Annotated in this window: 12 protein-coding genes; 5 read left to right on the top strand and 7 right to left on the bottom strand. The window is 67.9% G+C overall.

Annotated elements, in window-relative coordinates:
- Positions 1 to 20: 20 nt before the first annotated feature.
- The 7 genes from QU603_RS04040 to QU603_RS04010 all read right to left on the bottom strand — a co-directional run bounded on the left by QU603_RS04040 (position 21) and on the right by QU603_RS04010 (position 8,382).
- A complete protein-coding gene (locus QU603_RS04040) occupies positions 21 to 1,322 on the bottom strand; it encodes a thymidine phosphorylase (RefSeq protein WP_308493209.1) in 1,302 nt (433 codons plus the stop codon).
- Complete coding sequence (locus tag QU603_RS04035) at positions 1,319 to 1,717, bottom strand: cytidine deaminase (RefSeq protein ID WP_308493208.1); 399 nt, start codon at positions 1,715 to 1,717, stop codon at positions 1,319 to 1,321. Before QU603_RS04035 ends, QU603_RS04040 begins: the two co-directional genes overlap by 4 nt.
- 79 nt (positions 1,718 to 1,796) lie before the next feature.
- Complete coding sequence (locus QU603_RS04030; RefSeq protein WP_308493207.1) at positions 1,797 to 3,077, bottom strand: ABC transporter permease; 1,281 nt, start codon at positions 3,075 to 3,077, stop codon at positions 1,797 to 1,799.
- Positions 3,074 to 4,426 (bottom strand): ABC transporter permease, encoded by a 1,353-nt coding sequence (locus tag QU603_RS04025; protein WP_308493206.1) that lies wholly within the window; start codon positions 4,424 to 4,426, stop codon positions 3,074 to 3,076. Before QU603_RS04025 ends, QU603_RS04030 begins: the two co-directional genes overlap by 4 nt.
- Positions 4,423 to 5,940 carry an ABC transporter ATP-binding protein gene (locus QU603_RS04020; protein WP_308493205.1) on the bottom strand — a complete coding sequence of 506 codons (1,518 nt, stop codon included), beginning with the start codon at positions 5,938 to 5,940 and terminating at the stop codon, positions 4,423 to 4,425. The genes QU603_RS04025 and QU603_RS04020 overlap by 4 nt, the downstream gene beginning before the upstream one ends.
- A gap of 77 nt (positions 5,941 to 6,017) precedes the next feature.
- Positions 6,018 to 7,133, bottom strand: a complete 1,116-nt coding sequence (locus QU603_RS04015; RefSeq protein WP_308493204.1) for a BMP family lipoprotein — start codon at positions 7,131 to 7,133, stop codon at positions 6,018 to 6,020.
- A gap of 133 nt (positions 7,134 to 7,266) precedes the next feature.
- On the bottom strand, positions 7,267 to 8,382 hold the full coding sequence (locus tag QU603_RS04010) for a mannose-1-phosphate guanylyltransferase (protein ID WP_308493203.1): 1,116 nt from the start codon (positions 8,380 to 8,382) through the stop codon (positions 7,267 to 7,269).
- A 173-nt stretch (positions 8,383 to 8,555) separates the two neighbouring features.
- Here QU603_RS04010 and sdhC point away from each other — a divergent pair, with 173 nt between their 5' ends.
- The 5 genes from sdhC (at position 8,556) to QU603_RS03985 (ending at position 13,431) form a co-directional block, all read left to right on the top strand.
- The gene (sdhC, locus tag QU603_RS04005; RefSeq protein ID WP_308493202.1) at positions 8,556 to 8,990 is read left to right on the top strand and encodes a succinate dehydrogenase, cytochrome b556 subunit; all 435 of its coding nucleotides are present in this window, start codon (positions 8,556 to 8,558) and stop codon (positions 8,988 to 8,990) included.
- Position 8,991: 1 nt separating this feature from the next.
- The gene (locus tag QU603_RS04000; protein ID WP_308493201.1) at positions 8,992 to 9,453 is read left to right on the top strand and encodes a succinate dehydrogenase hydrophobic membrane anchor subunit; all 462 of its coding nucleotides are present in this window, start codon (positions 8,992 to 8,994) and stop codon (positions 9,451 to 9,453) included.
- Between the two features lie 20 nt (positions 9,454 to 9,473).
- Entirely contained in the window at positions 9,474 to 11,279 is a 1,806-nt protein-coding gene (gene sdhA / locus QU603_RS03995; RefSeq protein ID WP_308493200.1) for a succinate dehydrogenase flavoprotein subunit, read from the top strand.
- Positions 11,279 to 12,046, top strand: a complete 768-nt coding sequence (locus QU603_RS03990; protein WP_308493199.1) for a succinate dehydrogenase iron-sulfur subunit — start codon at positions 11,279 to 11,281, stop codon at positions 12,044 to 12,046. The genes sdhA and QU603_RS03990 overlap by 1 nt, the downstream gene beginning before the upstream one ends.
- Before the next feature lie 62 nt (positions 12,047 to 12,108).
- Complete coding sequence (locus QU603_RS03985; RefSeq protein WP_308493198.1) at positions 12,109 to 13,431, top strand: YhjD/YihY/BrkB family envelope integrity protein; 1,323 nt, start codon at positions 12,109 to 12,111, stop codon at positions 13,429 to 13,431.
- Position 13,432 lies beyond the last annotated feature (1 nt).

Here is a 13,432-nt window from a genome sequence, read left to right as displayed (position 1 = left end):
CGGCAGCGGCCGCAGCACGGTCAAGCGGTGATGCGCTCGATCACGAGGGGGCGCGTCGCCGGGGCGACGGCCTCGACGGCCCACCCGCCTTCGAGAACCTCGAGCGCACGCGGGATGCGCGACGCGTCGGCGGCGCCGAGGGTGAACAGCGGTTGACCGGCTGCCACGCTATCACCCGGTTTGACGTGCAGATCGATACCGGCCTCGTGCACCACCGGATCCTGCGGCCGTGCCCGGCCCGCGCCCAGCCGCCAGGCGGCCACGCCGAAGTCCCACGCGTCGATGCGGGTGACCACACCGGCCGACGGCGCGGTCACGGTCTCGGTCTCGCGCGGCGTGGGGAGCACGGCATCCGGATCGCCGTCCTGCGCGCGGATCATCGCACGCCACACGTCCATCGCCCGGCCGTCCTGCAGCGCCGCTTCCACGTCGGCGTCGGGCTGCCCGGCCAGCGCCAGCATTTCGCGGGCCAGGGTCACCGTCAGCTCGACCACGTCGGCGGGGCCGCCTCCGGCGAGCACCTCGACCGATTCGCGCACCTCGTTCGCATTGCCGATCGCCAGCCCGAGCGGTGTGTCCATGTCGGTGATCAACGCCGTCGTGGCCACCCCCGAATCCGTGCCCAGCGCCACCATCGTCTGGGCCAGGTCGCGAGCGCGGCCCAGGTCGTGCATGAAGGCGCCCGACCCGACCTTCACGTCGAGCACGAGCGATTCGGTGCCTTCGGCGATCTTCTTGGACATGATGCTGGAGGCGATCAGCGGGATCGCCTCCACCGTCCCCGTGACGTCGCGCAGCGCGTACAGGCGCTTGTCGGCGGGGGCAAGGCCGGTGCCCGCCGCACAGATCACGGCGCCGAGTTCGCGCAGCTGCGCGAACAGCTCGTCGTTCGAGAGCGCCGCGCGCCACCCGGGAATCGACTCCAGCTTGTCGAGCGTGCCGCCCGTGTGGCCCAGGCCTCGGCCGCTGAGCTGCGGAACGGCCACTCCGAACGCGGCCACGAGGGGCGCAAGCGGCAGCGTGATCTTGTCGCCCACCCCGCCGGTGGAGTGCTTGTCGACCGTGCGACGGCCGAGCCCGGCGAAGCTCATCCGCTCCCCCGACGCGATCATCGCGTCGGTGAGCACGCGGATCTCGCCGCGGTCCATGCCGTTCAGCAGCACCGCCATCGCGAAGGACGCCATCTGCGCATCGGTGACGTATTCGCGGGTGTAGGCATCCACCATCCAGCGCAGCGCCGCCTCGGAGTTGCCGGTGCGATCGCGCTGCGCGCGGATCACGTCGACCGCGTCGAACGCTTCGACGCGCGCAGGCTCGGTCATCGTGCGCTCTCCAGGTCGCGCGGACCGAACGCGTCGGGCAGCACCTCGTCGATCGTGCGGATGCCCGAGACGGTGTCCAGCAGCATGCCGGGGATCGCGTGCTCGTTCAGCAGCTGACGGCACCGGCCGCACGGCATGATCGTCGCCCCCTCGCCGTTCACGCAGGCGAACGCCACCAGCTGCCCCCCGCCCGAGCGGTGCAGGTCCGAGATCAGCCCGCACTCCGCGCACAGGGTCAGCCCGTACGACGCGTTCTCGACGTTGCAGCCCGAGATGATCCGTCCGTCGGTCACCAGCGCCGCCGCCCCCACGCGGTACCGCGAATACGGCACGTACGCGTGCTCCGAGGCCTCACGCGCCGCCGCATGCAGTGCATCCCAGTCGATATCGGTCACGATGTTCGCTCTTCCTTCGCGTCGGGTCTGGATGCCACGCCCCGCCGCAGCCCGATTCGCCGGGCGGCGGCATCCCGCGTCATCCCTTTATGTATGGTTTGCCGTCGGCTGCGGGGGCCTTGATCTGTCCGGCGAATCCGGCCACGGCCAGGATCGTGACGATGTACGGCAGCATCAGCATGAACTCGCTGGGAATCGGCGTCTTCAAGACCGTCAGCAGGTTCTGAAGATTGGTCGCGAAGCCGAACAGCAGCGCCGCCAGGGTCGCCCTGATCGGGTCCCAGCCGCCGAAGATCACCGCTGCCAGCGCGATGAAGCCGAGGCCCGCCGTCATGTCCTTCGTGAAGTGCGGCACCGAGACCAGGGTGAAATACGCCCCGCCGATGCCGGCGATCCCACCGGCCAGCAGCACGTTCCAGAACCGCGTGGGGTTCACCTTGATGCCCACGGTGTCGGCGGCCTTGGGGTGCTCGCCCACGGCGCGCAGCCGCAGGCCCCATCGAGTGCGGTACATGCCCCAGGCGACCACGGCCACCACCACGTACATGAGGTACACGATGAAGGGCTGGTGGAAGAACACCGGGCCGATCACCGGGATGTCGCCCAGCAGCGGGATCTTCCATTTGGGGAAGGTCGGCGCGCTGTTCAAGGTCTGCTGGGCCGGCGCGAGCAGCGCACCGTAGAGGAAGCCGGTCAGGCCCGAGACCAGCACGTTCAGCACGACACCGACGATGATCTGGTCGACGAGATAGCGGATCGCGAAGGCGGCCAGGACGAACGCGACCAGGACGCCGCCGATCACCGCGCCGATCAGGCCCACGTACGGGCTGCCGGTCATGCTCGCCAGCAGCACCGCGCTGAACGCGCCCAGCAGCAGCTGGCCCTCGATCGCGATGTTCACGACGCCGCCGCGTTCGCCGATCACGCCCGCCAGAGCGCCGTAGACCAGCGGCACCGACAGCGACAGTGCGCCCGCGAGCGTGCCCGCGACCGGGACGACCCCTCCGTCCTGCGCCGCCCACGTGAGGAAGGCGAACATCGCCAGCACCGCGAAGACGATCGGCAGCCAGAGGCGCGTGCGGCGGTAGGCCACGGCATCCAGCCATGTCCAGGCCGTGAGCACCACCAGCAGGGCCCACGAGATCCACACCGTCGGCGCGGACGGCACGTGCACGTCGGCCAGCGCGATGGCCGATCCGGAGTCGCTGAGGCGGAACACGCTGTCGCCGGTCACCGGAGACAGCAGGAACAGCAGACCCAGCAGCACGTCCACGATCGACAGGGTGATCGGCAGCTTGAAGTGCCGGGTGCGCACGACGTCGAGCTGCAGCTCTTTCACGTCGATGGCAGGCGCCGTCATGAGGCCACCGCCTTCTGCTCGGTCGCCGCGCGTTTGCGAGCGATGCGCGCCCGCGCCCGCGGCGAGCGCTCGGAGTCGTCTTTGGGAAGGCCGAAGATCGAGCGCACCAGAGGCGGAGCGGCGATGAACAGCACGATCATCGACTCCACGACCAGCACGATGTCCACCGGAATGCCCTCGGCCGCCTGCATCGTGAACGAGCCCGCCTTCAGCGCGCCGAACAGCAGACCCGCCCAGAAAGTGCCCCATGCGCGGCTGCGGCCCAGCAGCGCCACGGTGATCGCATCGAAGCCGATGCCCGCGTCGATGCCACCGTCGAAGCCGCTGGTGACAGACCCGAGGATCTGGTTCATGCCCGCCAGGCCCGCCAGCGCACCGGCGAGGACCATCGCGTACACGTACATGCGCTGCACGCTGATGCCCGCCGCCCGCGCGGCGTGCGGGTTCTCACCGACCGCGCGCAGCCGGAATCCGAGGCTGGAATGCTCGATGAGCCACCAGACGATCAGCGTCGCCAGGATGACGACCGGGAAGCCCCAGTTCAACAGCGGGAACTGCGGCCCGAACAGTGACGGGAACTGCGCGGATTCCGGCGTGGCCGCCGAGATCGGCTGGTTCTGGTCGGGTTTGCGCAGCAGGCCGGGGGTGCGCACCATCCAGCTCAGCAGATACAGCGCGACGTAGTTGAGCATGATCGTGAGGATCACCTCGTGTGCGCCCGTGCGCGCTTTGACGAGCCCCGCGATGCCGCCCCAGACCGCGCCGCCGATGATGCCGGCGATCAGAGTCAGCGGCAGGTGGATCCACATCGGCAGGTCGAGGTTGAAGGTCACCAGCGCCGCCGTGGCACAGGCGATCAGCATCTGGCCGCGGGCACCGATGTTGAACAGGCCCGCGCGGAACGCGAGCGCGACACCGAGACCGGCGGCGATCAGCGGCGCGGCGAAGCCCAGCGTGTTCGTCAGCGGCCGGATGAACTTGATGAACGAGTTCGCCTCGGGGTTGATGACCGCACCCTGGAACATCGCGTAGTAGCCGCCCGAGACGGACTGCCAGATCGCGACGAACGTGTCGCCGGGCCGCGAGAAGAAGTAGCCGGCAGCGGCCTGCACGTTCTCGTCGGTGACCGCGATGAGGATGCCGCCGGCGACCATCGCGGCGACGATGGCCAGGATCGTGGTGACCACCGAGCCGCGCAGAATCTCGCGGATCAGCTGATTCGAACGCGGTGCCGGAGGGATCTCGGGCTCGGCGGCCGACTGGCCGGTGAGCGGACCGGATGCCGCGGGCAGCTGTTCGGCGGGCAGCCCGATGTCCTCGGGCCCCGCGCCAGGGACTCGGTCGCTCATGCGGCGTCCTCCGTCGGGTTCTCGCCGGCCATCATCAGGCCGAGCACATCGCGCGGGGTGTCGGCGGGGACGATGCCCACGATGCCGCCGCGGTACATCACCGCGATGCGGTCGGCGAGGGCGACCACCTCGTCGAGTTCGGTGGAGACGACCACCACCGGAACTCCGGCGTCACGGGTGGCGATGATGCGTTTGTGGATGAATTCGATCGAACCCACATCGACGCCGCGCGTGGGCTGCGAGGCCAGCAGCAGCTTCAGATCGCGGCTGAGCTCGCGGGCGATCACGACCTTCTGCTGATTGCCGCCCGACAACGACCCGGCAGGGCTGGCGGGGCCCTGCGTGCGGATGTCGAACTCGCTGATGCGGCCGCGCGCGAACTCCTCGAGGTCGCGGCGGCGGATCGTGGCCGCCGACTGGAACGCCGGGTCGCTGCTGCGGTCGAGGATGAGGTTCTCGGCGACCGAGAACGTGCCGACCAGCCCGTCCTCCTGCCGGTCTTCGGGGACGAACCCCACGCCTTCGTCGAGGATGCGGCGAACGCTCTGCCCGACCAGTTCGGTGCCGTCCAGCGTGATCGATCCCTCGACCCGCTCCTGCAGTCCGATCATGGCTTCTGCGAGCTCGGTCTGGCCGTTGCCCTGCACGCCCGCGATCGCCAGCACCTCGCCGGGGCGCACATCGAAGTCGACGCCGTCGACCACGACGGCGCCGTCGTGGCTGAGCACGCGCAGGCCGCGCACTTCGAGTCCGCCACCGGGGCGGATCTGCGGCGGGTCCTTGTGCACTGTCAGCTCCACCGCCCGGCCCACCATCATCGAGGCCAGCTCGGTGTTGGTGGCGCTGGGGCTCGCTTCGCCGATGACCTTGCCGAGGCGGACCACGGTGATGCGGTCGGCGACCTCACGCACCTCGCGCAGCTTGTGCGTGATGAACACGATCGCGGTGCCCTCGTCGCGCAGCTGCCGCATGATGCGCATGAACTCGTCGGTCTCCTGCGGGGTGAGGACGGCTGTGGGCTCGTCGAAGATCAGGATCTTCGCATCGCGGGCCAGTGCCTTGACGATCTCGACGCGCTGCTGCACGCCCACCGGCAGGTTCTCGACGAGGGCGTCGGGATCGAGCTCGAATCCGAAGCGATCGGACACCTCGCGCACCCGCCGCCGTGCGGCGGCGAGATCGAGGATGCCGGGGCCGCGGGTCTGCTCGTGCCCGAGCATGAGGTTCTCGGCGACGGTGAACACCGGGATCAGCATGAAGTGCTGGTGCACCATGCCGATGCCGGCCTCGATCGCGTCGCCCGGACCCCGGAAGTGCTGCGGCACTCCGTCGATGAGGATCTCGCCCTCTTCGGCCTGGTACAGACCGTAGAGCACGTTCATCAGCGTCGATTTGCCGGCGCCGTTCTCACCGAGCAGCGCGTGGATCTCGCCGCTGCGCAGTTCGAGGTCGACGTGGTCGTTGGCCACCAGGCTTCCGAAGCGCTTCGTCACGCCCCGCAGCTCCAACTTCATACAGTGCACCCTATCCAGCGAACGGTCGTTGAGCGAGGCCCGTCAGGGCACTCGCTCAACGACCGGATCGGCTTGTCTTACTTCGGCGAGTTCGTCGAGGTCACCTTGAGGTCACCCGAGATGATCTGCTGCTTCAGCTCGTCGAGCTTGTCGGTCAGCCCCGACGGCAGCTTGCTCTCGAAGTCGTGGAAGCTCGACAGGCCGACGCCGCCGTTCTCGAGTGTGCCGATGTAGGGCGAGAAGTCCATCTTTCCGGTGGCGGCCGAGCTCACCGTGTCATAGACGGCCTGGTTGATCTGCTTCATGATCGACACCAGCGTGACATCGGCCACCGACGGGTCGGCCACTGCCAGGTCGGAGTCGACACCCAGCATCACGGTGTCCTTGCCGCTGTCCTTGATGGCGGCCGCAGCGCTCTGGTAGATGGGTCCACCGACGGGCAGGATGACGTCCACGCCCTGGTCGAGGATGCCCTTGGCGGTCTGCTTGGCCGTGTCGTTGGCCTGGAAGCCGCCCGTGAACGAACCCTTCTGGGTTGCCACATCCCAGCCGAACGTCTTCACGCTCGCACTGTTGTCTTCGTTGTACTTCTGCACGCCCTCGATGAAGCCGTCCATGAAGATCGCGACCGACGGGATCTGCAGGCCGCCGAAGGTGCCCACCTTGTCGACCTTGCTCTGGTCGCTCCACGCGGCGGCCGCGTAGCCGCCGAGGTATGCCGCCTCCACCGTGTTGAACAGGATCGGCTTGATGTTCGGAGCGTCGGGCTTGCCGTCGCCGTTCGCGTCGGCGCCGTCGTCGATGATCGCGTAGTTGATGTCAGGGTTGGCCAGAGCCGACTTGATCGTGTCGGCCGACAGCTTGAAGCCGACCGAGATGATCAGGGTGCAGTTCTGCGAGACCAGGCTCTCGAGGTTGGGGGCGAAGTCGCTGGCCGAGTCCGACTCGACGTCGATGGACTTGACGCCCAGCTCCTTGGCGGCCTTGTCGATGCCCTCCTTGGCCGACTGGTTGAACGAACGGTCGTTCCACCCGCCGTCATCCGAGACGATGCAGGGCTTGAACCCGGCGACGGCGGTCTTGCCGCCTTCGGTCGGGTTCGCTGCGGGCGCCTGGCCGCAGCCGGCGAGCGCGAGGACAAGGCCGGCAGCGGCGGTGACGCCGGCGAGCTTACGTGCAGAAGAGATGGTCAACTCGACCTCCACAGACAGATGGGCGCCGCAGGATCTCGCGGCGGTGCTTAGAAGTTACCCAGTGTGACATCCGAATTGCGCACTTCGCACCCCGCGACATGCGAATGGTTATCAACCCGCAATGATGGGGTGGCTAGAGCACATCACCACGCCCGGTCAGCTTCAGGGCGTCGACGACGCCTTTGACGCGCTGGGCGTTCTCGCTCGTGGTCACCAGCAGCGCGTCGGGGGTGTCGACGACGACGATGTCCTTCACGCCGATCAGCGAGATCACCCGTGAGGTCTGACTGACCACGATGCCGCTGGCAGCGTCGGAGAGGATGCGGGCATTGGGGCCGAGGATGGCCAGGTCGTTGGGGCGCCCGTGCGAGTTCAGCTTGGCCAGGCTGGCGAAGTCCCCGACGTCGTCCCAGTCGAAGTGTCCGGGGATCACGGCCAGTCGGCCGCGTTCGGCAGCGGGCTCGGCGACCGTGTAGTCGATCGCGATCTTCTCCAGCGTCGGCCAGACGCGGTCCACGACCGGTCCGCGCGCGTCTCGGTCGTCCCAGGCCTCGGCGAGGTCCATCAGCCCCGCGTACAGCTGCGGCCGGTTCTCGGCGATCTCGCCCAGGAGTACGTCGGCGCGCGCGATGAACATGCCCGCGTTCCACAGATACGAGCGGTCTGCGAAGTACTCCCGTGCGGTGTCCTGATCGGGCTTCTCGACGAAGCGCTCCACCAGTGCCGCCTCCGGCGCTCCCTCGACGAACAGCTCCCCGGCCTTCTTGATATACCCGAAACCGATCGACGGCTCGGTGGGAGGGATGCCGATCGTGCAGATGTATCCCTCGCGGGCGACCGCGATCGCCTGCCGGACCGCCCAGTCGAACAGATGCGGCACCCGGATGACATGGTCGGCCGCGAACGACCCGACGATGACGTCGGGCTCGCGCCGCGACAGGATCGCGGCGGCCAGCCCGATCGCTGCGGTCGAGTCGCGGGGCTCGGATTCGAGGAACACGTTGTGATCCGGAATGTCGGGCAGCTCCTTCTCCACCGCGGCGCGGTGCGCACGCCCGGTGACCACCGCGATGCGGTCGGCCCCCGACAGCGGCTCGAGACGATTCCACGTGTCGCGCAGCAGCGTGTGGCCCGACCCGGTCAGATCGTGCAGGAACTTCGGCGCGTCGGCCCGTGAGAGCGGCCACAGCCTGCTGCCGATACCGCCGGCGGGGATGATCGCATAGAAGTCGGAGACGGGTTCAGCCATACGCACAGGCTAGCCGCCCGCACCCTCGAAACGCCCGAGGTAAGGCCTGCCTGAGTCGCCCCTGTGCGACCGACGGGAATAGGATGGGAGCCGCGCCTGCGTGACGCCGAGGCCGTTCGGCCTTTGAGGGGCATCGATCGCCCCGACTCGAGTTCTACCCAGGGAGGACGGCCGTGTCTGCACCAGCACGGGTCACACCGAAGGTATCCGAGACCACTTCTCGAACCCCGCGCGGAACGCTGTACCGCGGGCATGAGGGAATGTGGTCCTGGGTGCTGCATCGCATCACCGGCATCGGGATCTTCTTCTTCCTGCTGGTGCACATCCTCGACACCGCGCTGATCCGGGTGACTCCGGCGGCGTACGACGCGGTGATCAGCACCTACAAGAATCCGATCATGGGGCTCGGCGAGATCATCCTGGTCGCCGCGATCGCCTACCACGCGTACAACGGTCTGCGCATCATCCTCGTCGACTTCTCCGAGAAGGCAGCGAAGTACCAGCGCCAGCTGTGGTGGGGAGTGCTGGCCCTCTGGGTCATCACGATGGCGGGGTTCGTCCCTCGTCAGCTGATGGTCATCGCCGCCGAGATCACGGGAGGGCACTGACATGACCGCCGACACTCTGGCCGCCCCGCGCAGTCCTCACGGCGACCCCGCAGCCCCGCGTCGGAAGGGCCTCAACCTCGAGAAGTGGGGTTGGGTGTTCATGCGCGGGTCGGGCGTGCTGCTGGTCGTGCTGATCTTCGGGCACCTGTTCGTCAACCTCATCCTCGGCGAGGGCGTCCGCCAGATCGACTTCGCATTCGTCGCCGGCAAGTACGCCACGCCGTTCTGGCAGTGGTGGGACGTGATCATGCTGTGGCTGGCGCTGATCCACGGCACGAACGGCATGCGCACGATCGTCAACGACTACGTCGGTCACAACGGCACGCGCCGCACGCTGATCTGGGCGCTGTGGATCGTGGCCGCCTTCCTCATCCTGCTCGGCACGCTCGTGGTCTTCACCTTCGACCCGTGCCCCGCAGGCTCGCCCGCAGATCTGCTGCCCAGCTTCTGCCCGGCACCGTAAGCAACCGTCCTAGGAGTCCCGTGAGCACCCAGACACAAGGCGACGTCGTCAAAGACGGCGTGCACTACCACCAGTTCGACATCGTCATCGTGGGCGCCGGCGGCGCCGGCATGCGGGCGGCCATCGAAGCCGGCCCCGGCGCGAACACGGCCGTCATCTCCAAGCTGTACCCGACGCGATCGCACACCGGTGCCGCGCAGGGCGGCATGGCGGCGGCGCTGTCCAACGTCGAAGAGGACAACTGGGAGTGGCACACGTACGACACCGTCAAGGGCGGTGACTACCTCGTCGACCAGGATGCTGCCGAGATCCTCGCCAAAGAGGCGATCGACGCGGTCATCGACCTCGAGAACATGGGCCTGCCGTTCAACCGCACGCCCGAGGGCAAGATCGACCAGCGGCGCTTCGGCGGTCACACCCGCGACCACGGCAAGGCCGCGGTGCGTCGCGCCTGCTACGCGGCCGACCGCACGGGTCACATGATCCTGCAGACGCTGTACCAGAACTGCGTGAAGCTCGGCATCAATTTCTTCAACGAGTTCTACGTGCTCGACCTGATCACGACGAAGGATGCCGACGGCAAGACGCAGATCGTCGGCGTGGTCGCCTACGACCTGGCCAGCGGCGAACTGCACGTGTTCCAGGCCAAGGCGATCATCTTCGCCACCGGTGGCTTCGGCAAGATCTTCAAGACCACCTCGAATGCGCACACCCTCACCGGCGACGGCGTGGGCATCATCTGGCGCAAGGGCCTGCCGCTGGAGGACCTCGAGTTCTTCCAGTTCCATCCCACCGGCCTGTTCGGGCTCGGCATCCTGCTCACCGAAGGTGCCCGAGGCGAGGGCGCGATCCTGCGCAACGCGTCGGGCGAGCGCTTCATGGAGCGCTACGCCCCGACCATCAAGGACCTGGCCCCGCGCGACATCGTCGCCCGCAGCATGGTGCAAGAAGTCATGGACGGCCGCGGCGCCGGCCCGCACAAGGACTACGTCTACCTGGACTGCACGCACCTGGGCGCCGAGGTCCTCGAGACCAAGCTGCCCGACATCACCGAGTTCGCCCGCACCTACCTGGGTGTGGACCCGGTCACCGAGCCGGTGCCGGTGATGCCCACCGCGCACTATGCGATGGGTGGCATCCCGACCACCAACAACGCCGAGGTGCTGCAGACCAACACCGAGGTCGTGCCGGGCCTGTATGCGGCCGGCGAGTGCGCGTGCGTGTCGGTGCACGGCTCGAACCGCCTGGGAACCAACTCGCTGCTGGACATCAACGTGTTCGGCAAGCGCGCGGGGCGCAACGCCGTCGAGTACGTCAAGACCGCCGAGTTCCGGCCGCTGCCGGAGGACCCGGCGGGCGCCGTGCGCGAGCTGATCGAGGGGCTGCGCAACAACCCCGGCACCGAACGCGTCGGGGCGCTGCGCAAGACGCTGCAGAACGAGATGGATATGAAGGCGCAGGTGTTCCGCACCGACGAGTCGCTCGGCGACGTGCTGAACACGATCGAAGAGCTGCGCGCGCGGTACAAGAACGTGCACGTCGACGACAAGGGCCGCAGGTTCAACACCGACCTGCTCGAAGCCGTCGAGCTCGGATTCCTGCTCGACATCGCCGAGGTCGTCGTCCACGCAGCACGCAATCGCAAGGAGAGCCGCGGCGGTCACATGCGCGACGACTATCCGAAGCGTGACGACGAGAACTACATGAAGCACACGATGGCGTACCTGACCGGTGACCCGCATTCGTCGGATGCCACCGATCACATCACGCTGGACTGGAAGCCCGTCGTCATCACGCGCTACCAGCCGATGGAGAGGAAGTACTGATGTCCACGGTCGTCGAGTCTGGTCCGGTGGCGTCGTCGGGCGAAGCGCCCATCCAGACGTTCATGGTGACGTTCAACATCCGGCGATTCGACCCCGAGGTCGATGCGGAGCCGCGCTGGGTGGACTACGACGTCGAGATGTACCCCACCGAACGCGTGTTGGACGCCCTGCACAAGATCAAGTGGGAGCAGGACGGTTCGCTCTCGTTCCGTCGCTCGTGCGCGCACGGCGTGTGCGGGTCCGATGCGATGCGGATCAACGGCCGCAATCGCCTCGCCTGCAAGACGCTGATCAAGGACCTCGACATCTCGAAGCCGATCTACATCGAGGCGCTCAAGGGCCTTCCCCTCGAGAAGGACCTGATCGTCGACATGGAACCGTTCATGGACGCGTACAAGGCCGTCAAGCCCTTCCTGATCGCCCACTCGCACCCCGAGCACGGCAAAGAGCGCATTCAGTCGGCCGAAGAGCGTGCGCGCTTCGATGACACCACCAAGTGCATCCTGTGCGCGGCGTGCACGTCGTCGTGCCCGGTGTTCTGGACCGACGGACAGTACTTCGGCCCCGCGGCGATCGTGAACGCGCACCGGTTCATCTTCGACTCCCGCGACGACGCGGCCGACGTGCGCCTGGACATCCTCAACGACAAAGAAGGCGTGTGGCGCTGCCGGACGACCTTCAACTGCACCGAGGCGTGCCCCCGCGGCATTCAGGTCACGCGCGCGATCGCCGAGGTGAAGCAGGCGGTCCTTCGCGGAGGACGTTGAGCCCTCACCTCTTGTGCGCGAGCGCCCACCGGATTCCGGTGGGCGCTCGCTATCGTTGACCCGTGACCCAGCCCACTCGAGCCCAGCGCACGGCCGGCAGCCACGAGGCTGCTCACCGCGCGCGTGAGCACGAGGAGCATCTCAAAGAGCACTTCGACGAAGCCGAGCGCGAACTGCGCGAGCGCTTCGCGTCACCGATCGAGCGGGCAACGCTCCTGACCCGACGCACGCTGGCGCTGTTCCCGGTGCGGGTGTGGCGGCGCTTTCTCAAGGACAACGGGTTCCTGCTCGCCGCAGGCGTCAGCTACCAGGCGCTGTTCGCATTCTTCGCGGCGATCTACGTCGCATTCACGATCATCGGCATCTGGCTGGGCGTCGACTCGGACGCCGGCTCGGAACTCGCCAGCAACTGGTTGATCGACCTGATCAACCAGTACGTCCCCGGCCTGATCGGCACCGATGACGCGAACGGCATCATCGAAGCGTCCCAGCTGCAGCAGATCGTCACCGCCAGCGCCGGGACCCTGACCATCACCGGCATCATCGCCGCCGGCACCCTGGTGTGGACGGCCATCGGCTGGGTGACTTTCTCGCGGCGCGCGGTGCGCGACATCCTGGGCCTGCCGTTGGACTCCCGCAGCTACATACTGCTGAAAGCCCGCGACTTCCTGGCCGCCCTGATCTTCGGACTGGCCATGGTCGTCGGCGGCCTGCTGAACAACCTCGGCACGTGGGCCCTCACCTTCATCTTCGATCTGCTGCACATCAGCACGTCGTCGGGCTGGTTCCTCGCCGCCGTGCGCATACTGACGGTCCTGATCTCGCTCGCGCTGAACACGGCGGCGCTGGCCGGACTCTTCCGTTTCCTTGCCGGAGTGGGCCTGAAGGGCAAGCGCGTCAGGCCGGGCGCCCTGCTCGGCGGCATCGGCATCACGATCCTGCAGCTCGGTGTCGGTCTGCTGCTGTTCTACACTCCCGCGAACCCGCTGCTGGCGACGTTCGCAATCTTCATCGGCCTGCTGCTGTGGTTCCGCCTGATCGGGATCGTCACGCTCGTGGCCGCCGCGTGGATCGCCGTCGCCGCAGCCGATGCCGACGTGCCGCTGCAGGCGCTCACCGAACAGGAACGCCTGCGTGCCGCACACGAAGAGCTGCTGCGTGCGGCCCGAGATCGGTTGCGCACCGCGCGCGCCGCGCGCGACGCGACCCCGTGGCTGCGCCGCCTGCCCGCCAACCGCGCCGTGCGCGAAGCCGCGAGCGAACTGCTGCGGGTGGAGACGTCGGCGCCCGCTCCGCTGCATGTCTCCGTCCCGCCCGCCAGCAGCGCACGGGGCCGGAAGGATGCTGCCCCGGCCACCGCTGAGCGTCACCGCGCGCGTCGCTAGG

The organism is Microbacterium terrisoli, assembly GCF_030866805.1.
In the GTDB taxonomy this organism is placed as follows: Bacteria; Actinomycetota; Actinomycetes; order Actinomycetales; family Microbacteriaceae; genus Microbacterium; species Microbacterium terrisoli.
The sequence above is the reverse complement of the archived record's forward strand: the minus strand, read 5'-3'. Positions and strand labels throughout refer to the sequence as shown.